At 71.1% G+C, this 24,037-nt stretch carries 24 protein-coding genes; 20 read left to right on the forward strand and 4 right to left on the reverse strand.

The annotated features are described in order from the left end of the window. Positions 1 to 399 precede the first annotated feature (399 nt). The 5 genes from D452_RS0120975 to D452_RS0120995 all read left to right on the forward strand — a co-directional run bounded on the left by D452_RS0120975 (position 400) and on the right by D452_RS0120995 (position 5,023). Positions 400 to 1,344 carry a tetratricopeptide repeat protein gene (locus D452_RS0120975; RefSeq protein ID WP_026129516.1) on the forward strand — a complete coding sequence of 315 codons (945 nt, stop codon included), beginning with the start codon at positions 400 to 402 and terminating at the stop codon, positions 1,342 to 1,344. Between the two features lie 206 nt (positions 1,345 to 1,550). Next, complete coding sequence (locus D452_RS0120980) at positions 1,551 to 2,270, forward strand: cytidylate kinase-like family protein (protein ID WP_026129517.1); 720 nt, start codon at positions 1,551 to 1,553, stop codon at positions 2,268 to 2,270. 390 nt (positions 2,271 to 2,660) lie between these two features. Further along, a complete protein-coding gene (locus D452_RS0120985) occupies positions 2,661 to 4,058 on the forward strand; it encodes an NAD-dependent malic enzyme (RefSeq protein WP_017546108.1) in 1,398 nt (465 codons plus the stop codon). A gap of 64 nt (positions 4,059 to 4,122) precedes the next feature. After that, entirely contained in the window at positions 4,123 to 4,704 is a 582-nt protein-coding gene (locus D452_RS0120990) for a YqgE/AlgH family protein (RefSeq protein WP_017546109.1), read from the forward strand. Positions 4,705 to 4,780: 76 nt separating this feature from the next. Continuing rightward, entirely contained in the window at positions 4,781 to 5,023 is a 243-nt protein-coding gene (locus tag D452_RS0120995; RefSeq protein WP_017546110.1) for a DUF3039 domain-containing protein, read from the forward strand. Between the two features lie 95 nt (positions 5,024 to 5,118). Here D452_RS0120995 and D452_RS0121000 read toward each other — a convergent pair whose 3' ends face one another. Continuing rightward, a complete protein-coding gene (locus tag D452_RS0121000) occupies positions 5,119 to 7,023 on the reverse strand; it encodes an HtaA domain-containing protein (RefSeq protein WP_017546111.1) in 1,905 nt (634 codons plus the stop codon). 36 nt (positions 7,024 to 7,059) lie between these two features. Between D452_RS0121000 and D452_RS30730 the strand changes: the two genes are divergently transcribed. Continuing rightward, on the forward strand, positions 7,060 to 7,203 hold the full coding sequence (locus D452_RS30730; protein WP_017546112.1) for a hypothetical protein: 144 nt from the start codon (positions 7,060 to 7,062) through the stop codon (positions 7,201 to 7,203). On the opposite strand, the gene D452_RS0121010 is transcribed toward D452_RS30730, so the two are convergent. Beyond that, positions 7,200 to 8,591, reverse strand: coding sequence for a hypothetical protein (locus D452_RS0121010; RefSeq protein WP_017546113.1), 1,392 nt, complete (start codon positions 8,589 to 8,591; stop codon positions 7,200 to 7,202). The genes D452_RS30730 and D452_RS0121010 overlap by 4 nt on opposite strands. A gap of 290 nt (positions 8,592 to 8,881) precedes the next feature. Between D452_RS0121010 and D452_RS0121015 the strand changes: the two genes are divergently transcribed. The 8 genes from D452_RS0121015 to D452_RS0121055 all read left to right on the forward strand — a co-directional run bounded on the left by D452_RS0121015 (position 8,882) and on the right by D452_RS0121055 (position 17,379). After that, the gene (locus tag D452_RS0121015; protein ID WP_017546114.1) at positions 8,882 to 9,976 is read left to right on the forward strand and encodes a heme/hemin ABC transporter substrate-binding protein; all 1,095 of its coding nucleotides are present in this window, start codon (positions 8,882 to 8,884) and stop codon (positions 9,974 to 9,976) included. Then, positions 9,973 to 11,070 (forward strand): FecCD family ABC transporter permease, encoded by a 1,098-nt coding sequence (locus D452_RS0121020; RefSeq protein WP_017546115.1) that lies wholly within the window; start codon positions 9,973 to 9,975, stop codon positions 11,068 to 11,070. Before D452_RS0121015 ends, D452_RS0121020 begins: the two co-directional genes overlap by 4 nt. A 104-nt stretch (positions 11,071 to 11,174) precedes the next feature. Continuing rightward, positions 11,175 to 12,047 carry a heme ABC transporter ATP-binding protein gene (locus D452_RS0121025; RefSeq protein WP_040694504.1) on the forward strand — a complete coding sequence of 291 codons (873 nt, stop codon included), beginning with the start codon at positions 11,175 to 11,177 and terminating at the stop codon, positions 12,045 to 12,047. 6 nt (positions 12,048 to 12,053) lie between these two features. Further along, positions 12,054 to 12,839 carry a class E sortase gene (locus D452_RS0121030; protein ID WP_026129519.1) on the forward strand — a complete coding sequence of 262 codons (786 nt, stop codon included), beginning with the start codon at positions 12,054 to 12,056 and terminating at the stop codon, positions 12,837 to 12,839. Between the two features lie 16 nt (positions 12,840 to 12,855). After that, positions 12,856 to 13,104 (forward strand): hypothetical protein, encoded by a 249-nt coding sequence (locus D452_RS28740; RefSeq protein WP_017546118.1) that lies wholly within the window; start codon positions 12,856 to 12,858, stop codon positions 13,102 to 13,104. A gap of 244 nt (positions 13,105 to 13,348) precedes the next feature. Further along, a complete protein-coding gene (locus D452_RS0121040; RefSeq protein WP_017546119.1) occupies positions 13,349 to 15,073 on the forward strand; it encodes a DEAD/DEAH box helicase in 1,725 nt (574 codons plus the stop codon). 142 nt (positions 15,074 to 15,215) lie between these two features. Then, positions 15,216 to 16,253, forward strand: coding sequence for a zinc metalloprotease (locus D452_RS0121050; protein ID WP_051061341.1), 1,038 nt, complete (start codon positions 15,216 to 15,218; stop codon positions 16,251 to 16,253). A 118-nt stretch (positions 16,254 to 16,371) separates the two neighbouring features. Next, on the forward strand, positions 16,372 to 17,379 hold the full coding sequence (locus D452_RS0121055; protein WP_017546121.1) for a tryptophan--tRNA ligase: 1,008 nt from the start codon (positions 16,372 to 16,374) through the stop codon (positions 17,377 to 17,379). A gap of 88 nt (positions 17,380 to 17,467) precedes the next feature. Here the strand turns inward: D452_RS0121055 and D452_RS0121060 are convergent, their stop codons facing one another. Continuing rightward, positions 17,468 to 18,040, reverse strand: a complete 573-nt coding sequence (locus D452_RS0121060) for an isochorismatase family protein (RefSeq protein ID WP_017546122.1) — start codon at positions 18,038 to 18,040, stop codon at positions 17,468 to 17,470. Positions 18,041 to 18,069: 29 nt separating this feature from the next. Continuing rightward, on the reverse strand, positions 18,070 to 19,371 hold the full coding sequence (locus D452_RS0121065) for a nicotinate phosphoribosyltransferase (RefSeq protein ID WP_017546123.1): 1,302 nt from the start codon (positions 19,369 to 19,371) through the stop codon (positions 18,070 to 18,072). Between the two features lie 133 nt (positions 19,372 to 19,504). On the opposite strand from D452_RS0121065, the gene D452_RS0121070 reads away from it, so the two are divergent. The 6 genes from D452_RS0121070 (at position 19,505) to rdgB (ending at position 23,982) form a co-directional block, all read left to right on the forward strand. Then, positions 19,505 to 19,936 carry a Mov34/MPN/PAD-1 family protein gene (locus tag D452_RS0121070; protein WP_017546124.1) on the forward strand — a complete coding sequence of 144 codons (432 nt, stop codon included), beginning with the start codon at positions 19,505 to 19,507 and terminating at the stop codon, positions 19,934 to 19,936. A gap of 107 nt (positions 19,937 to 20,043) precedes the next feature. Then, complete coding sequence (locus D452_RS0121075) at positions 20,044 to 20,322, forward strand: MoaD family protein (RefSeq protein WP_017546125.1); 279 nt, start codon at positions 20,044 to 20,046, stop codon at positions 20,320 to 20,322. Positions 20,323 to 20,329: 7 nt separating this feature from the next. Further along, the gene (locus D452_RS0121080) at positions 20,330 to 21,277 is read left to right on the forward strand and encodes a PLP-dependent cysteine synthase family protein (protein WP_017546126.1); all 948 of its coding nucleotides are present in this window, start codon (positions 20,330 to 20,332) and stop codon (positions 21,275 to 21,277) included. Between the two features lie 333 nt (positions 21,278 to 21,610). After that, positions 21,611 to 22,363, forward strand: a complete 753-nt coding sequence (locus D452_RS0121085) for an MBL fold metallo-hydrolase (protein ID WP_017546127.1) — start codon at positions 21,611 to 21,613, stop codon at positions 22,361 to 22,363. A 196-nt stretch (positions 22,364 to 22,559) separates the two neighbouring features. Beyond that, positions 22,560 to 23,285: a ribonuclease PH gene (gene rph, locus D452_RS0121090; protein WP_083927582.1), complete on the forward strand. Its 726-nt coding sequence runs from the start codon at positions 22,560 to 22,562 to the stop codon at positions 23,283 to 23,285. 91 nt (positions 23,286 to 23,376) lie between these two features. After that, positions 23,377 to 23,982, forward strand: a complete 606-nt coding sequence (gene rdgB / locus D452_RS0121095) for an RdgB/HAM1 family non-canonical purine NTP pyrophosphatase (RefSeq protein ID WP_017546129.1) — start codon at positions 23,377 to 23,379, stop codon at positions 23,980 to 23,982. Positions 23,983 to 24,037 lie beyond the last annotated feature (55 nt).

A 24,037-nucleotide genomic window follows, 5' to 3' on the forward strand; every position in this document is an offset into this window, starting at 1 on the left:
GCCTCCGCTTCGCTTTGGCCCGGGTTCGGTGCTTTTGCAGAGGAACCTTCGGCGTCTTCGGTGTGATGGCTCGTTCCTCGCAATCCCACCTGCGCCACCTCCAGAACCCTCTCCGGCACCCTCACCTTCTTGGGGCCTCCGCTTCGCTTTGGCCCGGGTTCGGTGCTTTTGCAGAGGAACCTTCGGCGTCTTCGGTGTGATGGCTCGTTCCTCGCAATCCCACCTGCGCCACCTCCAGAACCCTCTCCGGCACCGAACGAAAGCACCCCCCCTTGTGGCTCAGGTGTCCTCCGTCTGTCCGACTGTGGCTGAGGCAGGCGGCCATCGTGGCGGGTGCGTTCGCCGAGGGCTTTCCGGGGCGGTCCTCGTACCGCTCCGGGATGCGGCAGGATAGGGAACATGCAGCCTTCGGACTTTTCACCGAACAGTGCGGTTGACCTCGGGGCGCGCAAGGCGGCCTTGGAGCGTGAGGCCAAGCAGCGCGCCGAGGAGTCGGCCGGTCGAACCAACCCCTACTCCGTCAACGCCGACGAGTCCAACTTCCAGCAGGTGCTGGAGCGGTCGATGGCCGCCCCGGTCGTGATGGCGGTGCTGGCGAGCTGGTCCGAGCAGTCCAGGCAGGTCGAGACGATCCTCGACAGGCTCTCCCAGGGCTCCGGCGGCAACTGGCTCCTGGCCAAGATCGACAGCGACGCCAGCCCGCAGCTGGTGCAGGCGCTCCGGGTGTCCGGGACCCCCACGATCATCATCGCGGTCCAGGGCCAGGTCATGCCCCTGATGCAGGGCCCGGCCAACGAGGAGCAGCTGCGCGACGCCCTGACCCAGGTGTTCGGCGCGCTCGCCCAGCAGGGCATGCTCCCCCCGGACCACCCCGGCACGGTGGACGGCGACCCCTCCGCGATGCCGGAGGAGGCCGAGCCCGCCCCCCAGGAGGACCCGATCACCACGCAGGCCCAGGCGGCCCTGGAACGCGGTGACTTCGAGGCCGCCGCCGCGGTCTTCGAGAAGGCCCTGGAGGACGACCCCAGGAACGCCGAACTCAAGGCCAACCTCGCGCAGGTCCGCCTGGTCGGCCGCCTCCAGGAGGTGGACGGCCCCGCCGTGCGCCAGGCGGCGGAGAGCGACCCCGCGAACGTGGAGGCGCAGATCACCGTCGCCGACATCGACATGTACGGCGGCGAGTACGAGGCCGCCTTCGACCGGCTCGTCGAGACGGTCCGGCTGACCTCGGACGACGAACGCGACCGGGTGCGCGGGCACCTGCTCGCCCTGTTCGACCTGCTGCCCGCCGGTGACCCCCGGGTGAGCGCGGCCCGCCGCAAGCTCACCTCGGCGCTGTTCTAGCCCGGCGGGACCGGCCCCGGGACGACGGAGATCCGTCGTCCCGGGGCCGGTTCTTCTTCTGGTGGATTTCCTCCCGATGTGTCACCAAGAGCGGTAAAACGGTGCGTATTTACCGATTTGGAGATGGCGGGGATAGCGCTCCCGCTGCGGGGTAGGAGCTGAGGAGAAGTTCCGTCCGACGTGCGGCCAACCCGGGCAGGTGTCCCATGGCGACCAACCAAGCTCGACCAGCGCACGACGCTGCTCCCGTGGTCACGATCTCGGCGACCTTCGGCGCGGGCGGCAGCGTGGTCGGCCCGGCCGTCGCGGCCAGGCTCCACGTCCCCTTCCTCAACCGCGCGGTGCCCAGCGCGGTGGCGGCCGAGATCGGCTGCTCCCTCGACGAGGTGCTCCAGCGCGACGACCGCACCCCCGGCGGGTTCGAACGGCTGCTCGCCAGTGCCGCGCGACTGCCCACGGTCACCCTCGGCAGCGTCGACTCCGGGTTCGTCGGCACCACCGACAAGGAGGGCCGCCTCCTCCACGACCACGAGTTCGTGGAGCAGACCGAGCGGGTCATCCGCGACGTCGCCCGCACCGGCGGTGTGGTGCTGGGCCGGGCCGCCGCCGTGGTCCTGGCCGACCACCCCGGCGCGCTGCACGTGCGCCTGGACGGGGACCGTGAGGCCCGCCTGCGCAGGGCACGAGGCCTGTGGGAGCGGGGCGACCCGGAGGAGCACGGCGGCCAGGGCTGGGGTGCGAATCCGCCCACGCTCCGCCTGCTGGACGACAACGACCGCGCCCGAGCCGCCTACGTGCGCCGCTTCTACCGCACCGACCCGGCGGACCCCGGCCTCTACCACCTGGTGGTCGACTCCACGGCCCTCTCCACCGACGCCTGCGCGGACGTAGTGGTGCGCGCCGCCGCCGACCGGGCCCGGGGCTAGGGGAGGGGCGAAGTGCCCCATAAACGCCCGGAATTAATGCGATTTTTTCCGAAGGCGTTAATTGTCACCTTGTGCTGACGTTACCCGCTTGACTCGGGTAAGGTGAGGCGACTCGGTTGTGGGCTCCCAAGTACCGCCCCCGCCCGGCAACCGAGCCCCGCGCCGGACGCCCGATGACCGGGTGTTCCACGGCGGGACGCGCAACCGTCACGGACCAGGGTCCGATCGGCGCGCAGGCGCCGACGAGGTTCCACCGGGCCCGGCCACGGAGTGCAGGCCGTGCGTCCGATCCCCGGTGGAGGAGTCCCGACGTCGGTCCGTACGTCCACGGGAGGGGCCGCCGGTGTGCCCCGCGGACGCATGACATCAGCAAAAGCCAAGGAGCAATACGTGGCCACCCTTCCCAGCGTTTCGTACTCCATCACCGTCCGCCTCGAACTGGACGCCGGAGGGAGCGCTGTCGGCAGCCTCACCAACGCGGTGGAGCAGGTCGGCGGCATGATCACCGCCCTGGACGTGGCGGCCGCTGGGCACGAGCGCATCCGCATCGACGTCACCTGCGCCGCCCGCGACACCGAGCACGCCCAGGCGATCGTCGACGCCCTCGGCGGGGTCGAGGGGGTCGTGGTCCACAAGGTCAGTGACCGCACCTTCCTCATGCACCTCGGCGGCAAGATCGAGATGAAGTCCAAGGTGCCGCTGCGCAACCGCGACGAGCTCTCCATGGCCTACACCCCCGGTGTCGCCCGCGTCTCCCAGGCCATCGCCGCCAACAAGGACGACGCCCGCCGCCTCACCATCAAGCGCAACAGCGTCGCCGTGGTCACCGACGGCTCGGCCGTCCTCGGCCTGGGCAACATCGGCCCCGAGGCCGCCATGCCCGTCATGGAGGGCAAAGCCGCCCTGTTCAAACGCTTCGCCGACATCGACGCGTGGCCCATCGCCCTGGACACCCAGGACGTCGACGAGATCGTCCGCACCGTCCAGCTGCTCGCCCCGGGCTTCGGCGGCATCAACCTGGAGGACATCTCCGCCCCGCGCTGTTTCGAGGTCGAGGCCCGCCTGCGCGAGCTCCTCGACATCCCCGTCTTCCACGACGACCAGCACGGCACCGCGATCGTCGTGCTCGCCGCCCTGCGCAACGCCCTGCGCGTGGTCAACAAGAAGCTCTCCGAGGTCCGTATCGCCATGTCCGGCGCCGGCGCGGCCGGCACCGCGATCCTCAAGCTGCTCATGCACGCCGGAGCGCGCGACATCATCGTCAGCGACGTCCACGGCGCCGTGCACGCGGGCCGCGAGAACCTGGACAGCAACCTGCGCTGGATCGCGGAGAACACCAACCCCGAGGGCTACAGCGGCGACCTCAAGGGCTCCGTGGCCGGGGCCGACGTCTTCATCGGCGTCTCGGCCCCGAACCTGCTCGGCGGTGACGACATCGCCGAGATGAACGAGGACTCGATCATCTTCGCCCTGGCCAACCCCGACCCCGAGGTCGACCCCGAGGTCGCCCACCTGCACGCGGGCGTGGTCGCGACCGGCCGCAGCGACTACCCGAACCAGATCAACAACGTCCTGGTCTTCCCCGGCTTCTTCCGCGGCCTGCTGGACGCCCAGAGCCACGACGTCACCTCCGACATGATGGTCGCCGCCGCCGAGGCCCTGGCCGACGTCGTCACCGAGGACGAGCTGGGCCCGAACTACATCATCCCGAGCGTGTTCCACGCGGACCTGTCCACCCACGTGGCCACCGCCGTGCGCGAGGTGGCCCAGCGCGGCCAGGCCGAGTAGCGATTCGGTGGTCCTCCCTGTCAAGGGGCGACCACCGGTCCGGTTTTCCGGGTAAGTGTGGAGCATGGACCAGTCGACACTCACCGGACGCCTGCTGGTGGCCGCCCCCCTCCTCCAAGAGGACTCCTTCCGCCGATCGGTGGTCTTCGTCGTGGACGACGCCGACGACGGCACCCTCGGGGTCGTCCTCAACCGCCCGCTGGAGCTCCCGGTGGACGAGGTGGTGACGGACTGGGGCGCCTACGCGAGCGCGCCCCCGGTGATGTTCTCGGGCGGGCCGGTCGGCACCGACTCCGGGATCGCCCTCGGTGCCGCGCCGCCGGACGAGGAGCCGCCCGGCTGGGCACCGTTGGAGGGGGTCGCGCCCGGGCGGGAGCTGGCCGGGGTCGGTCTGGTGGACCTGGAGGCCCCCTCCGAAGTACTGGGGGCCGCACTGGTTTCCCTGCGTGTGTTCGCCGGGTACGCCGGATGGAGTGCCGGGCAGCTGGCGGGGGAGATCGAGGACGGCGCCTGGTACGTGGTGGACGCCCTCTCCGACGACCTCTTCGGGGGCTCCCCCGAGACATTGTGGCCGCGGGTGCTGCGTCGCCAAGGTGGCGAGATGGCCCTGTTGTCCACCTATCCTGACGATCCCACCATGAACTGAGCGGTTTGCCGCGGGCTTCGAAGTGGGGCGCGTCACCCTATACCGTGGTAGACGGACGTTGAAAGGTGTGAGGACGATGTCGATGGATGTCCTGAACAAGGTTCTTCCGGACAGCGAGACCAGGCCGGACATCTCGCACGACGACGGGGACCGGGAACGGTTCGCCCACTACGTGCAGAAGGACAAGATCACCCAGAGCGCGGTGACCGGTGACCCGGTGATCGCCCTGTGTGGCAAGGTCTGGGTGCCCAACCGGGACCCGAAGAAGTTCCCCGTGTGCCCCGACTGCAAGAGGGCGTACGAGGAAATGATGAAGTGACGGCTCCTCGTGGCCGGCAGGCGGAAGGGCCCTGACCCACCCCCTCGGGTGAGCCAGGGCCCTTCGTGCCGTCAGTCGGCCGGGAGACCGGTGGATCAGGCCCCGGTGCCGGCGCGTCGGCGGGAGGCGACCAGGGCGGTGCCGCCCGCGGCCACGGCGACCGCCGCGGCGGCCAGGAGGCCGGTCAGCGCCACACCGGTGTTGGGCAGGCCGGGCTTGCCGCCGCCGTCACCCGGACCGGGCGTGGGGTTCGGGGTCGGCTTGTCGTCGCCACCGCCTCCGGTGCCGCCGCCGGGAACCTCCACGTCCTCGTCGACGCTCACCGTGAGGCTGATCGGGTCGAGCTGCTCTCCGGCGCCGTAGAAGTCGGCGAAGGCGGGGACGCCGTCGGCGGTCAGCGTGGCCGGGATCGCGCCCCAGGACAGGACACCCCCGTCCAGCTCGTGGGAGACGCCGGACAGGTCCAGGTCGGCGAAGGCCACGTCGTCGTAGGTGACGAGCTCCTCGTCGGTGAGGGACTTGCTGACCACGTCGGCGTACAGGGTGCCGGTGTCGCCGTCGATCTCGACCCGGGGGTCGGCGACGGTCATGTGCAGCAGGGGGTCGGCGCCGCCGTAGACGTGGCCCTCGAACAGCACGGTCCCGGTGAAGTCGATCTCGGCGACCTCCTCCTCCAGGTTCACGCTGCCCGTGCCGTCGGTGAAGGAGAAGGTGTCGTCGTCGTTGCGGGTGGCGCCGTCCTCGGTGCGGATTGTGCCCTTGGCGATGTTGCCCTCGATGTAGGTGCGGAAGGACTCCTTCACGCCCCAGTCGGCGCGGCCGTTGTGCACGGTCAGGTCACCCTCGGGGGTCTGGCCGCCCTCACCGCCGCCTTCACCGTCGTCCTCGCCGCCGTCCTCGCCGCCGTCCTCGCCGGTGGCGAAGGTGACGGGGGTCCACACGTCCTGGTCTCGGTTGTCCAGGTCGTTGCGGTCGTTGAACACCGCCACGTAGCACTGGTCCTCCAGGCAGTCGTAGGCGGTGCCGCCCTTCTCGAAGGCGCCGATGACGTCGAGGTCGGTGCCGAAGGCGCCGTCCGCGTCGGGCGCGGTGCCCTCACGCAGCCACACGCCGCTGCCGAACCAGTGCTGCGGGTACGAGGAGTCCGACTGGGCGATACCGGTCAGCGCCACGTACACGCCCGACCCGGGGCGGAACCCGGTGCCGTCCACCCGGACGGTCTGGCCCTCGGGATCCAGACCGGTGGTCTGGCCGACCCGCACCTCGGGGTCGAGGACGGGCTCCTCGGGGTCGGTCGGATCGGTCGGGTCGGTTCCCTCGACCACCTCGGTGGTGAAGGACAGCGGGTCCATGGCCTCGCCCGCCGGGTAGAAGCTGGCGAACGGCTCCACGGCGTCGGCGTGCAGGGCCCCGGCCTCGGAGGTGAAGGTGACCTGGTCGCCGTCGACACCGATCTCGGCGCCGGTCAGCTCCGCCACCGCCACCTCGCCGTACTCGACGAGGTCGCCAGGCGGCAGCGACGGGTCGGCGCCCGCGAACTCGCGGCTGGCGACGTCCGCGTAGACGGTGGCCGTGCCCTGGCCGTCGAACTCCACGCGCGGGTCGTTCACGCGGATCTCCAGGACAGGGCCCTGGCCGTAGTCGTGGCCGGTGAAGACCACTCCGCCAGAGAAGCTCACCTCGCCGGAGGAGTCCTCCTTGGAGACGGTTCCCTCGGCGGTGGGGAAGTCCAGGGTTCCGTCGGTGTTGCGGCTGGCACCGTCGACGGCCTCGTAGCCGCCGTGGGCGATGGGGCTGGACACGTAGTTGCGGAAGGACTGCTTGACGCCCCAGGTGGCGGAGCCGTCGGCGACGGAGACGGGTGCCTCGTCGGCGAGGGCCGGTGCGGCGCCCAGGGAGAGCGAGGCGCTGAGGGCGGCGGCTCCCGCGAGGGAGACGAGGGAGCGCAGGGGGCGGCGGAGTGCGCCGGTCCCGTCCGCTCTCGTGGCGGTGGTGCTCATGGGGTGAGTGTTCCTATCGACTCGGGGGATGGACGGATGCCGGTTCCGGTCGCGCACCGGGTTCCGGGCGGGGAGTGGGGCAGCGGTCCCGAGGCTGAGCGGGCGCTGGCGGAGCCGCTGAGGGAGAACGTGGTCAGTGGGGCCGGGACCGTCCAGCCGGTCCCGGCCAGGGGTGCCTAGGTGGTCGCGGGGCCCGGGGGTGTGCCACGACGGCGTGCGGCGAACAGCGCCACCGCGCCGGTCAGGACGGCCACCGCGGCGGCCAGGACCAGACCGGTCAGCGACGATCCGGTGGTGGCCAGCGGCCCGCTGGCGCCCCCTCCGGCGCCTCCGGAGCCAGCACCGCCCGAACCGGACGCCGGGGTGTCGCCGCCGGTGTTCCCGGAACCGTTCGCGCCCCCGCTGGACGCGGTGCCGTTCCCGCCGGACGGGCCCGGGTCACCGGTCTGCCCGCTGAAGGTCACCGGGACGAACACGTCCTGGCCCCGGTCGCTGGAGCGGGTGTGGTCGTTGCGGGTGACGACGGCGCAGTCGGTGGCGGCGGAGAGGCAGTCGGTGTGCTCGTCCGACCCCTTGACCGTGAGTTCGACGGTGAACCCGCCGTTGGTCCCGCTGCCGGTGTAGGGGGTGGCCAGACCTTCGCCGTAGGGCGGCGGGTTGCTGGAGACCCAGACGGAGGCGCCGCCCTCGCCCTCCATGTCCACGCCGCCGATGCAGGGGCTGGGCGCCTGGGTGGAACTGGCGTTGGTGGTGTCGCACAGGGCGACGTAGACGCCCTTGGAGGTGTCGTAGCCCGTGCCGGTCACGGTGACCTTCTCGCCGGAGGGATCGAGCCCGCTGGTCCTGGAGACCGTGAGGGTCGGGCTGCCCGGGGTCCGGGGCAGGGTCTGCGGCGCCGACTGGGGCCGGGGCGCGCTGGGCGCCTGGGGCTGGGCCTGGGGCTGGGTGCGCGGCGCGGACTGCGCCGCGGGCGCCGCGAAGCTCACGGGGACCACGCCGACGACGGGGGCGCCCGGGGTCTGCGCCGGGGCGATCACGGGCGCGCCGCGGCCGGGACCGGGGGCCGAGACGACCTCGGCCGTCTCCGCGTCCCGGGCGTCCGGTGCGGTGTCGCCCCCGTCCTCCCGGGGGTCAGGTTCCCGGCCCTCGGGTGTCCCGGGAAGGGGCGCCTCGGGTTCGGACCCTCCGGCGATCTCGGTCAGGACGATCTCGAAGGGGTCCTCGGCGGTGTCGAGCCCGGCCTCGTCGGCGAACCCGACGCCGGTGAGGAGGTCCGCCGTGAACAGGCCGCGCTCGTCCACCTCGACCCGGACCGCGTTCTCGGTGTCCAGGACGGCGGAGTCGTCGGGGTTCGGGGTCGGGACCGCCTCGGCAGGCAGGGCCCGGGTGGCGATCTCGATCATGCTGCCGGGGTCGTGCCCGATCCCGGACACCGTGACGGTGTCGCCCCGGGGGTCGAGCCCCTCGGTGCGGTCCACGGCGGTGGTCCGGGGATGGACTGGTTCTTCGGCCGGGGCGGCGAGCGCCGTCGCGGGCATGACGGCGGCCAGGACCGTCGCCGCCGCCACGGCGGCCAGGGATGGGAGAAACCCACGGAGGGGAACCGCAGCTTGCATCAGGGGCCTTCGCGTTCGTGCGGGTCGGACGGTGTCCGTCACCCGCGAGACCTGGGGAATCGGGTTTAGGTTATGCTTACCTAGGCAAAGTGAGCCTTACCTAACTCAACCCCGCGCAGAACAGTTGAACACCGCACCGTCCGGGTTGTCAAGATGATGACGACCTGTCATATAAAAGGTCGTGTCGCGCCCCCGCTCCCCGGCGACACCCCCGGCACACGGATCAACCGAAAGCGACCGCCATGCCCCACGTCGTCCCCCGCTTCCGCCTGCGCGGTCGCCACCGAACAGGACCGGCCACCGTCCTGCTCGCCGTGGCCTGCGCCCTCGCCCTGACCTCCTGCACCGGTGAACCCGCCCCCGAGGACGCGTCGGCGGACGGGGGCATCCCCGCACTCTCCGAGAACCGGCTCCAGGTCCTGGAGGACACCCCGGCGCCCGAACTCCCCGTGACAGTGGAGTCGGTGGTCCTCGACCCCTACCGCACCAGCGCGGACCCCCTGGAGTACGAGGAGGTCGAGGTCACCGACGCCAGCCGTGTCCTGCCGCTCACCGGCGGCCTCGCCGAGATCGTCTTCACCCTCGGCCTCGGCGACCAGGTGGTCGGCCGCGACGTGGCCGCCACCTTCGACGAGGCGTCCGACCTGCCGGTGATCAGCGAGGGCCACGACGTCTCCGCCGAGTCCGTGCTCGCCCTCCAGCCCACGGTGGTCGTCGCCGACACCCAGACCGGGCCGCCCGAGGTGATCGAGCAGATCCAGCGCAGCGGCGTCCCCGTCGTCATCGTCGAGGAGGCCTGGTCCATCGACGAGATGTACCCGCGCTTCGAGCGCGTCGCCGAGGCGCTCGGCGTCCCCACCGCCGGAACCCGGCTGGTCGAACGCACCCGGGACCAGATGGCCGAGGTGCGCGAGGCCTCCCTGGAGGCCAGCGCGGACCCCCTCGTCGCCTTCCTCTACCTGCGCGGCACCGCCGGGGTCTACCTCCTCGGGGGGCCCGGCTCGGGCGCCGACGCCATGCTCGCCGAGATCGGGGCCAGGGACGCCGGGGTCGAGATGGGCCTGACCACACCCTTCACACCCATCACCACCGAGGCGCTCATCGAGGCGCAGCCGGACGTCCTCCTCGTCATGACCAAGGGCCTGGAGTCGGTCGGCGGCGTGGAGGGGCTGGTCGAGATCCCCGGCGTCGCCCAGACCCCCGCGGGCCGGAACGCGGCCGTCATCGACTTCGAGGACGGGGTCCTGCTCAACTTCGGCCCCCGCACCCCGCAGGTCATCGTCTCCCTGGCCGAGGAGCTGGCCGCCATCCCCGACGGTGACGGGGGCACCGCGTGACCACCCTCTCCCAACGGCCCGCCGCCACCGACGCGGTACCGAACCACGGAGGCCGTGGGCTGCGACGACTGCGCGCCGGTCTCCTCCTCGGCGGTCTGTCCGTCGGCCTCGTGACCGTCGCGGTCATCGCGGCCGGAGTCGGCGCCTACCCCATCCCGGCTGGCCAGGTCGCCGCGTCCGTCCTCCAGGCGGTCGGTCTCGACGTCGGCGCCGAACCCGACCAGATCGCCAGGACCGTCCTGTGGGACGTACGCCTGCCCCGCGTCGTCCTGGCCGTCATGGTCGGCGCCGCCCTGGGCAGCGCGGGCGCCATCATGCAGGGCGTCTTCGGCAACCCCCTCGCCGAACCCGGAGTGATCGGGGTCTCCGCCGGTGCGGCCGTCGGAGCGATCGTCGTCATCTTCACCGGCGCCACCGTCCTCGGCCACTGGACGGTCATCGCCTCCTCCTTCGTGTTCGGGCTCGGCACGACCCTGTTCGTGTACGTGTTCGCGCGCTCGGGAGGCCGCACCGAAGTGGTCACCCTCCTGCTCACCGGCATCGCGGTCAACGCCATCGCGGGGGCGGCGATCGGCCTGATGACCAACTTCTCCCAGGACGCCGAGATCCAGACCATCACCTTCTGGCAGCTGGGCAGCGTCTCCACCGCCACCTGGTCCAAGGTGGCGGCGATCGCGCCCTGTCTCCTCCTGGGGCTGGCGGTCGTCCCCGTGTACGCCCGTCGCCTGGACCTGCTCGCGCTCGGTGAGGGGCCCGCCCGTCACCTGGGAGTGGACGTCGAACGCATGCGCCTGGTGCTCATCGGCGCCATGGCACTGCTCACCTCGGCGGCGGTCGCCTTCGCCGGGATCGTCGCCTTCGTGGGCCTGGTGGTCCCGCACATCATCCGCATGGTGACCGGTCCCGGCCACCGCGTGCTGCTGCCCGCCTCCGCGCTCGGCGGCGGACTGCTGCTGCTCGCCGCCGACCTGCTGGCCCGCACGGTCGCCGCCCCCGCCGAGATCCCCCTCGGCGTGGTCACCGCCGCCCTGGGCGGACCGTTCTTCTTCTTCCTGCTGTACCGCACCCGCGCCAAGCAAGGAGGCTGGTCGTGAGCGCCGACACCACGAGCATCGCCGGTACCGCCAGCACCACCCTCGACTCCGCGACGGGGGCGGCTCCGCGGCGGTCGGCCCTCGCCCGAGGGTTCGCCGCCGCAGTGGCCCCCCTGACCAGGGCGCCAGCCCCACCCGCGCCCGTCGAACCCGGCTCCGAGGTGGTGCGCGCCGAGGGCCTCACTGTCCGCAGGGGCGGGCGCGCCCTCCTCGACGGGGTCGACCTCACCGTCCGCGCCGGTGAGCTGCTCGCCCTGGTCGGACCGAACGGCGCGGGCAAGTCCACCCTGCTGTCCGCGCTCTCGGGTGACGTCGCGGGAGGCACGTCCCGGGGCGATCGCGACTCGGGGACGGTGCGCCTGCTCGGCCGCCCGCTTCCGGGCTGGAACCCACCCGAACTGGCGCTGCGCCGGGCCGTCCTGCCCCAGGAGGCCGCGGTCAGCTTCCCCTTCTCCGTCGCCGAGCTCGTCGCGATGGGTCGCGCGCCCTGGGCCGGGCTGAGCACCCCGGACCGGGACGACGACCTGGTCCGTACCGCCATGGAACGGGTCGGCGTGACCCACCTGGCCGACCGCCGCTTCCCCACGCTCTCGGGAGGAGAACGGGCCCGCGTCATGTTCGCCCGGGTCCTGGCCCAGGACACCCACCTGCTCCTCCTCGACGAACCGACCGCCGCGCTGGACATCCACCACCAGGAACTCGTACTCTCCATCGCGCGCGACCTCGCGACCGGCGGTGGGGCGGTTATCGTGGTCCTGCACGATTTGGGGCTTGCGGCCGCGTACGCCCATCGTGTGGCGGTACTCTCCGGAGGACAGGTCGCCGCGCGGGGAAACCCCACCGACGTGTTCAGCTCGTCGCTCCTCAGCGCTGTGTACCGACACGAGGTCGAAGTCCTGCCGCATCCGCGTACGGGGGTCCCGCTCGTCGTCCCCCTCCGGCCGCCCGGGTGCACACGAAAGCGTCCACAGGAGTAGGTCGTATTGGTGTCCACAACTGAACGGCAGTCCCATGATGAGCCTCGTCCCTCGGGCGAGGGGCGCGAGCGGCCCCCAAGGGGCCGCCGTCGCCGTCCGCGCAAACCACGGACCACCCCGGGCGACGTCGTCCGCGGGTTCGTCCGCTTCTTCGGCGAGGTCCTCCTGACGGTGGGTCTGCTGATGCTCTTCTACGCCGGCTACGAGGTGTACGGCTCCCAGTGGGAGACCGACCGTGAGCAGCAGGGACTGGCCGACGGCCTCGACGAGGCCTGGGCCGCCGCCGACGAGCGCGGGCCGGACTCCGAGCCCCTGCCCGGCAGCGCCGACAGCCGCCTGTACGTCCCGAGCCTGGACCTGGACTGGGTGGTGGTCAACGGCACCACGCCGGACGACATCCGCTACAGCCCGGGCCGCTACACGGAGTTCGACAGCACACCCGGCGAGCTCGGCAACTACGGCATCGCCGCGCACCGCACGCCCGGGCTCTTCTGGGACCTGGACCTGCTCGACGACGGCGACGTCATGGTGCTGGAGGACGGCGAGAACTTCTACACCTACGAGGTCTTCCGTGAGGAGACCGTGCTCCCCGAGGACTTCTGGGTCGTCAACCCCGACCCCTTCGAGGAGGCCTCCGAGGAGGAGCCCGGACGGGCGCTGCTCACCCTCACCACGTGCGCGCCCAAGCTCAACAACACGCACCGGCTCATCGTCTGGGCCGAACTGACCGAGACCACACCCAAGTCCGAGGGCATGCCCGACAGCATCGCCCACATGGCTCCGGACGCCTAGGGGAAGGGACGCACGAATGTACGGACTGATCTGGCGCATCCTGCCCGGCCCCTGGGCCTCGAAGTTCATCATGTCGGTGGGACTGCTGGCGGGCGCGGCCGCCCTGCTGTGGTTCTTCGCCTTCCCGGCGCTCTCCCCGCACATGCCGTTCAACGACGGCGCGGTCGACATGACCGGCGTCGGCGGCGAGGCCCCCGAGGGGGAGGCCGACCCCGCCACCGGTGACGCCGACCCGGGGGAGTCGGAGGTCTCCGGAGAGGGCTGAGGGACCCGGGAGTCCCCGGGGACGCGGGGGACTCGGCACGGATTCCCGAAGTACGGCGCGGCGCGGTGCGGCAAGCACCGTGCCGCTTGTCATGGGGTGTGCGGGGCGCCCGGAGCTCGGTGCCCGGGCCCGATCGCCGGACACGCCCGGGGCGACCGCTGTGCCGGGCGCCACCGCCGGAGCTCCCGATACGGTCTTCGGCGGCCGCTAACCTCAAGCAGGTGAGTAACGGGGGACGGAACGAATGACGGTGACGCAGACCACGACGGAGAACCGGCTGAGCGGTCTCCGTGCCTGGCAGCGGGAGGCCTTCGAGGAGTACTTTCGCAGGCAGCCACGCGATTTCCTCGCCGTGGCCACGCCCGGGGCGGGCAAGACGACCTTCGCCCTGACCCTGGCGAGCGAGCTCCTCCAGCGGCACGCCGTACGGGCGATCACCATTGTCTGCCCCACCGAGCACCTCAAGAAGCAGTGGGCCGAGGCGGCGGCCCGGTTCGGTATCGCCATCGACCCCGACTTCAAGAACGGGCAGGGCGCCCTCGGGCGCCAGTACGTCGGCGTGGCCGTCACCTACGCCCAGATCGCCGCCCACCCGATGCTGCACCGCAACCGTACAGAGGCGCGCAAGACCCTGGTCATCTTCGACGAGGTCCACCACGCGGGCGACGCCCTGTCCTGGGGCGATGCCGTCCGGGAGGCCTTCGACCCGGCCACACGGCGGCTCTCGCTCACCGGAACCCCGTTCCGCTCCGACATCAACCCCATTCCGTTCGTGGACTACGTCCAGGACGCGGCGGGTGTGCGCCGCTGCTCGTGGGACTACAGCTACGGGTACGCGCCCGCCCTGGAGGACGGGGTCGTGCGCCCGGTCATCTTCATGGCCTACTCCGGGGAGATGCGGTGGCGGACGCGGGCGGGTGACGAGCTCGCCGCCCGGCTCGGCGAACCCCTCACCAAGGACGCGCTGTCCCAGGCGTGGCGGGCCGCGCTCGACCCCAAGGGCGACTGGATCAAGAAGGTCCTGCAGGCGGCCGACCGCAGGCTGACCGAGGTGCGCAAGACCCACGCGGACGCGGGCGGACTGGTCATCGCGAGCGACCACGAGAACGCCCGCGCCTACTCGCGCATCCTGCGGCAGATCACCGGGAAGGGCGCCACCGTGGTGCTGTCCGACGACCCCGCCGCCTCGAAGAAGATCACCCGCTTCGCGAAGAGCGACGACCGCTGGATGGTCGCGGTCCGGATGGTCTCGGAGGGCGTGGACGTGCCCCGCCTGATGGTGGGCGTGTACGCGACCTCCACCAGCACCGCGCTGTTCTTCGCGCAGGCCATCGGCCGTTTCGTGCGGGTGCGCCAGCGCGGCGAGGTGGCGTCGGTGTTCCTGCCCTCCGTGCCGACCCTGCTGGAGTACGCGGGGGAGATGGAGCGCGAGCGCGACCACGTCCTGGACAAGCAGCCCTCGGACGACGAGTACCCCGAGGAGGACCTCCTCAAGGAGGCCAACAAGAAGAAGGACACTCCGGACGCGGGGGAGGAGCTCCCCTTCGAGACCATGGAGTCGGCCGCCGAGTTCGACCGCGCGCTCTATGACGGCCTGGAGTACGGGGGCGGGGCTGCCGGGTCCAGCGAGGAGGAGGACTTCCTCGGGCTGCCCGGGCTGCTCGAGCCGGACCAGGTCTCGCAGCTGCTGCGCAAGCGCAAGGCGGACATCCACGCGAGCCAGCTCAAGGCCAAGGGGAAGTCCGAGCCGGAGGAGGAGTCGGGGCCCACGCACGAGGTCCTGGCCGAGCTGCGCAAGGACCTGAGCAACCTGGTCGGAGCCTGGCACCACCGCACGGGGAAGCCGCACGGGGTGATCCACAACGAGCTGCGCCGCGCCTGCGGAGGGCCGCCGGTCGCGCAGGCCACGCCGCCGCAGATCCGTGAGCGCATCGCCAAGCTCAGAGCCTGGGCCGTGGGCCAGAAGTAGGTTCGCGGCGACAGGCCGGGGGAGAGGAGTCCGGACCCGCCGGGGTCCGGAGGCCCCCACCACCGGCCGAAGAGGGCAAATACTTCGCAAGGTCGGGCAAGCTCGCCAAACGCTGAGCAATCGTCTCACTACAGTGAGTGAGGTGATTCGACGAAGCCCACGCGGCGGCTCAGCCGCGACCTGGTCCGGCCTGACCCTGTGCGCACTCGCGCTGACCGGTCTGGTGGCGAGCTCGCTGCCAGAGACCGCGCATCCCGAACCCCAACGGACCGGGGTGACGGTCGCCGACCAGCACTGTCCGCCCGACTGGGACCCTCGGGCCGCCGACGGCGCCGACACCGCGGCCCGGGCCGCCGCCAGCAGGCTCTCCGACCCCGGCGCGGGCGGGAACGCCGACGTCGAGATCACCCCGGAGCAGGCCGCGGAGTACGAGGAACAGCTCCGCGACGCCCTGGTCCCCCAGCGCGGACGTGAACTCGCCCCGCCGCACGCGGTGCCCGTGGTCGTGCACGTCATCTCCGCCCAGGACGGCCGGGGAGACGTGACCGACGAGCGCATCCAGGAGCAGATCGACGTCCTCAACAAGGCCTACCGGGGCGACTACGCGGTCGGTTCCGAGGGCACCGACACGGGCTTCAGCTTCGAGCTCTCGGACGTCACGCGCAACGTCAACGACGCCTGGTTCGACGACTTCAACCGGTACCGCGACACCATCCGTTCCGATCTGCGCCAAGGTGGACCCGAGACGCTGAACGTCTACACCACGCAGCTCGACTCCGGTCTTCTCGGCTACTCGACCTTCCCCCAGGACTACGCGGACGGCCCCGACCAGGACGGCGTCGTCATCGCGCACGACACCTTCCCGGGCGGGACGCGCGACCGCTTCAACGAGGGCCACACCGGCACCCACGAGGTCGGCCACTGGCTGGGCCTGTTCCACACGTTCCAGAACGGCTGCGAGAGCCCCGGGGACTACGTGGACGACACCCCGTACGAACGCGAGGCGGCGGCGGGCTGCCCGGAGGGCCGGGACAGCTGCCCCGACCTCCCGGGACTCGACCCCGTCACCAACTTCATGAACTACAGCGACGACGCCTGCATGACCCACTTCACCCCGGGGCAGTCGGTCCGCATGGCCGAGCACTGGGAGGCCTTCCGAGGGGGCTCGGCCCGAGTCTGAGCCGCACCCGCACCCGGTTCCCACGGGCACGGCGCCCCGCCCCGGCGGGGCGCCGTCCGTGTGTCCGGGGCCGGGCGGCGGTCAGTCATCGGGTGGTGGGCGTCGATAGGCTGGGGGCATGGCAGCGAACACCTATCTGACCGGGATCAAGCCCACCGGTGACTTCCATCTGGGCAACTACGTCGGCGCGATCAAGCCCGCCCTCGCGGCGGCCGAGGGCTACGACACCTTCTACTTCATCGCGGACTACCACGCGCTCAACATCATCAAGGACGCGGACGAGCTCCGCCAGAGCATCCGGTCGGGCGCTGCCACCTGGCTGGCCTGCGGACTCGACCCCGAGCGCACGGTCTTCTACCGTCAGTCCAGCATCCCCGAGACCTTCGAGCTCACCACCATCCTGAGCACCCTCACCCCCAAGGGACTCATGAACCGCGCGCACGCCTACAAGGCCGCGCGCGACCGCAACAACGAGGCGGGCGTCACCGAACTCGACGCCGGGATCAACATGGGGCTGTACGTCTACCCCGTGCTCATGGCCGCCGACATCCTCATCATGGAGGGCGAACGCGTCCCCGTGGGGCGCGACCAGTCCCAGCACATCGAGTACACCGCCGACATCGCCGGGTACTTCAACCACCGGTACGGCGACAGCTACAGCTTCCCCATCCCCAAGGGCGTCATCGACGACAGCGAAGCCAGCATCCTGCCCGGGACCGACGGCCGCAAGATGAGCAAGTCGTACGACAACCACATCCCGCTCTTCCTGCCGGAGAAGAAGCTCCGCAAGGCCATCAACCGCATCCCCACCGACTCGACCCCGGTCGAGGACCCCAAGGACCCGGACTCCTCGATCCCCTTCCAGCTGCTCACGCACTTCGCCGACGCGGAGAAGGTGGCCGACGTGCGCCAGCGCCTGGAGGCGGGCGGCATGGGCTGGGGCGACCTCAAGAAGGAGCTCTTCGAGGCGGTCAACACCGAGCTCGGCCCCAAGCGCGAGCGCTACGAGGAGCTCATGGCCTCGAAGACCGAACTCGACGAGATCCTCGACTCCGGCCTCGAGCGCGCCCGTTCGCGGGCCCGCCGCGTGCTGACGGACGTCCGCGCCGCCATCGGCATCGGCTAGCTCCGCACACGCGCGCGGGGGCGGTGGTGACCAGGTCACCACCGCCCCCGTCGTCATGTGGGGTCCGGGGCGGGACCGCCCCGCGGATTCAGCCGACGAGCGGCTCACCCTCCAACGTCACACCGGCCTCGCGCAGCTGCTCCAGCGCCGTGTCCACCGTGGGAGCGGAGACCCCCGCCGTCAGGTCGAGCAGCACCCGGGTCCGGAAGCCCTCCTTCCGGGCGTCCACGGCTGTCGCGCGTACGCAGTGGTCGGTGGCGACCCCCACCACGTCCACCTCGTCCACGTCGTGCTCCCGCAGCCATGCGGCCAGGGTCGTCTCGCCGTCCCCGGCCCTGCCCTCGAACCCGCTGTAGGCCGCCTCGTACTGCCCCTTGCTGAAGACCTCCTCGGCCAGGGATTCGTCGAAGTCGGCGTGGAACTCCGCGCCGGGCGTGCCCACAACGCAGTGCCGGGGCCAGCTGTCCACGAAGTCGGGGTTCTCCGAGAAGTGTGCCCCCGGGTCGATGTGGTGGTCACGGGTGGCGACGACGTGGTCGTATCCGCCCACACGCGCGTGCTCGGTGACGGCCGCCGCGGTACGGGCCGCGCCCGTCACGCCCATGCTGCCGCCCTCACAGAAGTCGTTCTGGAGGTCCACCACGATGAGTGCCCTGCTCATGCCGGCACCTCGCTTCCTTATCGTCGGGATCAGTGGAAGACGGTCGACAGAGCGACGTCGCCACGGGACATCCGCAGAGCCTGCTCGGGGAGCTCGGCCACTGTCGCGCGGTGGCGCGCCCGCGCCTCCTGCACGCTCTCGCGCCCCACGACCTCACCGTCGGTGACCAACGGCAGCAGCAGCGGCCGGAGCCCGACCTGCTCGGTCGGCTCGTGCGGGTACACCTCCTCGGACACGGCGACGCCCTTGTCGTCCAACCGCCGGACCGCCCACTTGCGGCCGCCCCGGCTCGGCTTGCCGACCGAGCGCTTGGCGACCGGTTCCAACGGGGCGTCCGGCGCCAGGTCGCGCGCCCGCGCCACGAGTTTGTAGACCAGTGAGACGGTCGGGGCGCCCGAACCCGTCACCAGGGACGTACCCACTCCGTACCCGTCCACCGGGGCCACCGCCAACGCCTGGATCGAGTGTTCGTCCAGGTCGCCGGTGACCACGATCCTGGTCCCGGTGGCGCCGAGGTCGTCCAGCTGCTTGCGGACCCGGGAGGCGGTGGCCCCCAGGTCCCCGGAGTCGATGCGGACGGCGCCCAGCTCGGGCCCGGCCAGCTCCACCGCGTGCCGCACCGCGCGCTCCACGTCGTAGGTGTCCACGAGGAGCGTGGTCCCCGATCCCATGGACTCCAACTGGGCCTTGAAGGCGTGCCGTTCGCTGTCGTGCAGAAGCGTGAACGCGTGCGCGGCCGTGCCGCCGGTCGGGACCCCGTAGGTGCGCCCCGCTTCCAGATTGGAGGAGGTCGCGAACCCGGCCAGGTAGGCGGCACGGGCCGCGGCGACGGCCGACCGCTCGTGGGTGCGCCGGGAACCCATTTCGATGAGGGGCCGGTCTCCCGCGGCCACGCACATCCGGGTGGCGGCGGAGGCGATCGCGCTGTCGTGGTTGTACACGGACAGCGCGAGGGTCTCCAGGATCACGGCCTCGGCGAAGGTGCCTTCCACGACCAGGATCGGCGACCCAGGGAAGTAGGCCTCGCCCTCGCCGTAGCCCCACACGTTCCCGGAGAACCGGTACTCCGAGAGCCAATCCAGTGTGGTGTCGTCCACGACGCCGTGGTCGGACAGGAAGTCCAGTTCCTCGCGGCCGAAGCGGAAGCGCTCCAGCAGGTCCAGGAAACGTCCGGTCCCCGCGACTACCCCGTAGCGACGGCCCTCGGGCAGGCGCCGGGCGAACATCTCGAACACCGACCGGCGTGCGGCGGCCCCGCTGTGCAGGGCTCCCTGGAGCATCGTCAGTTCGTAGTGGTCGGTGAGCAGCGCGCTGCTGCTGTCCTCGCTCATAGGGGCGAGCCTACGTGTTCCGGTCCGGGCCGGTACGAGCGCCCCACCTGCGTCGGGGCGTTGCCCGGAGTGACCTCCCCCGCATGAATACCCACTTGGTTGGTAGAGAAGCTGTTGTGGGTACCCTGGAGCCATGCTGAGGATCGACCGCTCCATCCACGACCAGATCGTCGCCCACGCGCGACGCGACCACCCCGACGAGGCGTGCGGTGTCGTCGCGGGGCCCGAGGGCTCCGACCGCCCGGAGCGGATCATCGAGATGCTGAACGCGGCACGCTCCCCGACGTTCTACGAGTTCGACTCGACCGAGTACAAGAAGGTCTACGACGAACTGTGGGACCGCGACGAGGAGTTCGTCGTGATCTACCACTCCCACACGGCGACCGAGGCCTACCCCTCGCGGACCGACATCACGTACGCCCAGTGGCCCCAGGCCCACTACGTCCTCGTGTCCACCCGCGAGCCCGACACCGCCGAGTTCCGTTCCTTCCGGATCATCGACGGTGAGGTCACCGAGGAACCCGTCGAGATCGTCGACGGCGGCGCCTCCGGCGCGGACCGGTAGGAACACAGCCGCCCGACGGCGCCCGGCGCCACGGCCCGCGGAATGCCAACGGCGGGCCGCCTGTTGGACCTGAACGCACAACAACGACCGTTAACGGAGTCACCTTCATGGCCATCGAGGTCCGCATCCCCACCATCCTGCGCAACCTGACCAACGACGCCAAGGTCGTCCAGGGGTCCGGCGACACCCTCAGCGAGCTGGTCAGCGACCTGGACCAGCAGTACCCCGGCCTCGCGGAGCGCCTGGTGGAGGGCGGCAAGCTGCGCCGGTTCATCAACGTCTACCTGAACGACGAGGACGTCCGCTTCGTGGGCGGTCTCGAAGCCAAGCTCTCCGACGGCGACAACGTGACCGTGCTGCCCGCCGTCGCGGGCGGCTCCCGCTGAGGAAGCCATGCGCTACGACTCCCTGCTCGACTCCCTCGGAGGCACGCCGCTGGTCGGCCTGCCTCGGCTCTCGCCCTCGCCGGAGGTCCGGCTCTGGGCGAAGCTGGAGGACCGCAACCCCACCGGCTCGATCAAGGACCGCGCCGCGTTCTTCATGATCGAGCAGGCCGAGAAGGACGGGCTGCTCTCCCCGGGGTGCACCATCCTGGAGCCGACGTCGGGGAACACCGGCATCTCGCTGGCCATGGTCGCCAAACTGCGCGGCTACCGCATGGTCTGCGTCATGCCGGAGAACACCTCCGGTGAACGCAAGCAGCTCCTGGCCATGTGGGGCGCCGAGGTCCACTACTCCGACGCCGCGGGCGGCTCCAACGAGGCCGTCCGGGTCGCCAAGGAGATGGCATCGGAGCACCCCGACTGGGTGATGCTCTACCAGTACGGCAACCACGCCAACGCGCGGGCCCACTACGAGACCACCGGGCCCGAGCTGCTGGCGGACCTGCCGGAGATCACGCACTTCGTGGCGGGTCTCGGTACCACCGGAACCCTCATGGGGGTCGGCCGGTACCTGCGCGAGCACAAGCCGGACGTGCGGATCGTGGCCGCCGAGCCGAGGTACGGGGAGCTGGTCTACGGACTGCGCAACCTCGACGAGGGTTTCGTTCCCGAGCTGTACGACGAGTCCGTCCTCACCACGCGTTTCTCCGTCCCCTCGGAGGCCGCGCTCCGGCGGACCCGAGAGCTCCTGAACAAGGAGGGCGTCTTCGCGGGCATCTCCACGGGCGGAGCGCTCCACGCGGCCCTGGGCATGGCCCGCAAGGCCGAACAGGCCGGCGAGCGCGCCGACATCGCGTTCGTCATCGCCGACGCCGGATGGAAGTACCTCTCCACCGGTGCCTACGAGGGCACCCTCGAGGAGGCGGAGGAGCGTCTGGACGGCCAGCTCTGGGCCTGATCCAGCCTCCGGGGCCGCCTGGAGGCGGTGTCGTCACGGTGTCTGGGAGGCCGGTTCCCCGCGGGGGCCGGCCTCCGGTCCGTTCCCACGCAGGTCAGTTCCTGTCCTGAACTCGGGCGCAGCGAATCGGTCAAATCTGGTCAATCGGTGTGAAAAATTCACACGTGATGCACGTCGCCTGAGATGCGGGCCACATTTTGTACCACCCAGGCGGTCATTGGGGTACACCCGTAACAACGGGACATCCGCAGAACCAGCCGCCCACCGCTCACCCCGCACACGTCACCAAGGGGCCACGGAAGCAGTGCGGCCGATCGAAAAGGCGACGACGACGTGCGACTCACGATTATCGGGTCCTCCGGGAGCTTCCCCGGGCCGGACAGTCCGGCCTCCTGTTACCTGGTGGAGGCGGACGGCTTCCGGCTCCTCCTCGACCTGGGCAACGGCGCCCTCGGCGCCCTCCAGCGCCACGCCGACCTGTACTCCGTCGACGCCGTCTACCTCAGCCACCTGCACACCGACCACTGCGCGGACATGTGCGCCTACTGGGTCGCCCGCATGTACTCGCCCGGCGGCGCCAAGCCCCCGATCCCCGTGTACGGCCCCGCGGGTGTGGCGGACCGCCTCGCGGAGATCTACGGCCTGGACCCCGACCCCGGGATGACCGAGGTCTTCGACTTCCGCGAACTCGCCCAGGGCGAGTTCCGGATCGGACCCATGACCGCCCGCGTCGCCCGCGTCAACCACCCCGTCGACGCCTTCGGCATCCGCCTGGAGCACGGCGGTGTCAGCCTCGCCTACTCCGGTGACACCGGCACCTGCGACTCCCTGGTCGACCTGGCCCGCGACACTGACCTCTTCCTGTGCGAGGCGGCCTTCCACGACCACGTCGAACACCCGAAGGACATGCACCTCACGGGCAGTGAGGCGGGCGACCACGCCACCAGGGCCGGGGCGCGCAAGCTGCTGCTGACCCACCTGGTGCCGTGGAACGACGACGACATCACGCTGGCCGAGGCGCGGAGCACCTACGACGGCCCCATCGAGCTGGCCCGGGGCGGACAGGTCCGCGAGATCGGCGTCTGAGACCGACGGTCCGCTGCACTGGTACTCCGACCCGACCGAAACACGGTGGGTCACGGACACGCAGGGTGACGAATGCGGCAGGGCCGGGACTGTGTGAAGAGGGAAGTAGTGGGGCCCGTGTGGCACGGGTCCCACCCTGGCCGGTAGCGCCCGACTCCAGCACCGTGGAACACCGTGCCGATATACGCTCGTGTCCATGGCTCGACCTGACGGACGCGTTCCGACCCAACTCCGCCCAGTGAACATCCACCGCAACTGGCTCCGCCACGCGGAGGGCTCCGCCCTCATCGAGTTCGGGGACACCCGCGTGCTCTGCGCGGCCACCGTCGAGGACGGTGTGCCCCGCTGGCGCCGGGGCACCGGCGAGGGGTGGGTCACCGCCGAGTACGCGATGCTCCCGCGCTCCACGGACACCCGGGGCGCCCGTGAGTCCGTACGCGGCAAGATCGGCGGTCGCACCCACGAGATCTCCCGCCTGATCGGCCGCTCCCTGCGCGCCGTCGTCGACTTCAAGGCGATGGGCGAACACACCATCACCCTGGACTGCGACGTACTCCAGGCCGACGGCGGCACCCGCACCGCCGCTGTCACGGGTGCCTACGTGGCCCTGGCCGACGCGATGAAGCACCTGCGCAAGCGGCGCAAGCTCAAGAACAACCCGCTGACCGGCTCGGTGGCCGCGGTCAGCGTCGGCGTGGTCCAGGGCCAGCCCCGGCTGGACCTGAACTACCTGGAGGACTCGGTCGCCGACACCGACATGAACGTCGTGCTCACCGGTGACGGGAAGTTCGTGGAGGTGCAGGGCACCGCCGAGGGCCAGGGCGCCGCCTTCGACCGCGAACTGTTGAACAAGCTGCTCGACCTCGCCTCAGGCGGGTGCGAGGAGCTGACCGCCTTCCAGAAGAAGGCCCTGTCGGAGTGACTGTCGCGAGCGGGGCCGGTCCGGCAGATCCGCCCCGCTCCCCAGGGGGAGGAGCCCCTTGAGGACCAACGGTGAGAGTGGAGGAGGCACGGTGAAGCTCGTCCTTGCGACGCGCAACGCGAAGAAGGTGCCGGAGATGCGCGCCATCCTGGCCGAGGCCGGTGTGTCGGCGGAGGTCCTGGCCCTGGACGCGTTCCCGGACGCACCCGAGGTACCCGAGACCGAACCCTCCTTCATCGGCAACGCCCTGCTCAAGGCGCGGGCGATCGCGGAGCACACGGGGCTCCCGGCCGTCGCGGACGACTCCGGTCTCAGCGTGGACGAACTCCGGGGGATGCCCGGGGTGCTGTCCGCCCGTTGGGCCGGGAGGTTCGGTGCGGACGACCAGGACCGGGCCAACCTGGACCTGGTGCTGGACCAGCTCGCCGACACCCCCGCCGACCGCAGGGGAGCGGAGTTCGTCTGCGCCGCGGTCCTGGTGATGCCGGACGGGATCGAGGCCGTGGCGGAGGGTGTCCTGCGGGGCCGCCTGGTCGGTGAACGCCGCGGCGGGAACGGGTTCGGCTACGACCCGGTCTTCGTTCCCGAGGGGGAGACCCGCACGGCGGCCGAGTTGTCGCCCGAGGAGAAGAACGCGATCAGCCACCGGGGGATCGCCTTCCGGCAGCTCGCCCGGGAACTGGCGGAGATCGTCTGAGCGGGACCGACCACGACTCCGGTCGGATCGGTCGTGGTGGGGGGGGGGGGGGGGG

Source organism: Nocardiopsis prasina DSM 43845, from assembly GCF_000341265.1.
In the GTDB taxonomy this organism is placed as follows: domain Bacteria; phylum Actinomycetota; class Actinomycetes; order Streptosporangiales; family Streptosporangiaceae; genus Nocardiopsis; species Nocardiopsis prasina.

Bases quoted from the DNA above. Each gene is read 5' to 3' on its own strand.
- D452_RS0121040 (WP_017546119.1), top strand. From the start codon at position 13,349: ATGACGGTGACGCAGACCACGACGGAGAACCGGCTGAGCGGTCTCCGT.
- rph (WP_083927582.1), top strand. From the start codon at position 22,560: ATGGCTCGACCTGACGGACGCGTTCCGACCCAACTCCGCCCAGTGAAC.
- D452_RS0121080 (WP_017546126.1), top strand. From the start codon at position 20,330: ATGCGCTACGACTCCCTGCTCGACTCCCTCGGAGGCACGCCGCTGGTC.
- D452_RS0121060 (WP_017546122.1), bottom strand. From the start codon at position 18,040: ATGAGCAGGGCACTCATCGTGGTGGACCTCCAGAACGACTTCTGTGAG.
- D452_RS0121075 (WP_017546125.1), top strand. From the start codon at position 20,044: ATGGCCATCGAGGTCCGCATCCCCACCATCCTGCGCAACCTGACCAAC.
- D452_RS0120975 (WP_026129516.1), top strand. From the start codon at position 400: ATGCAGCCTTCGGACTTTTCACCGAACAGTGCGGTTGACCTCGGGGCG.
- D452_RS0120980 (WP_026129517.1), top strand. From the start codon at position 1,551: ATGGCGACCAACCAAGCTCGACCAGCGCACGACGCTGCTCCCGTGGTC.
- D452_RS0120990 (WP_017546109.1), top strand. From the start codon at position 4,123: ATGGACCAGTCGACACTCACCGGACGCCTGCTGGTGGCCGCCCCCCTC.
- D452_RS0121000 (WP_017546111.1), bottom strand. From the start codon at position 7,023: ATGAGCACCACCGCCACGAGAGCGGACGGGACCGGCGCACTCCGCCGC.
- D452_RS0121015 (WP_017546114.1), top strand. From the start codon at position 8,882: ATGCCCCACGTCGTCCCCCGCTTCCGCCTGCGCGGTCGCCACCGAACA.
- D452_RS28740 (WP_017546118.1), top strand. From the start codon at position 12,856: ATGTACGGACTGATCTGGCGCATCCTGCCCGGCCCCTGGGCCTCGAAG.
- D452_RS30730 (WP_017546112.1), top strand. From the start codon at position 7,060: ATGCCGGTTCCGGTCGCGCACCGGGTTCCGGGCGGGGAGTGGGGCAGC.
- D452_RS0120995 (WP_017546110.1), top strand. From the start codon at position 4,781: ATGTCGATGGATGTCCTGAACAAGGTTCTTCCGGACAGCGAGACCAGG.
- D452_RS0121070 (WP_017546124.1), top strand. From the start codon at position 19,505: ATGCTGAGGATCGACCGCTCCATCCACGACCAGATCGTCGCCCACGCG.
- D452_RS0121055 (WP_017546121.1), top strand. From the start codon at position 16,372: ATGGCAGCGAACACCTATCTGACCGGGATCAAGCCCACCGGTGACTTC.
- D452_RS0121065 (WP_017546123.1), bottom strand. From the start codon at position 19,371: ATGAGCGAGGACAGCAGCAGCGCGCTGCTCACCGACCACTACGAACTG.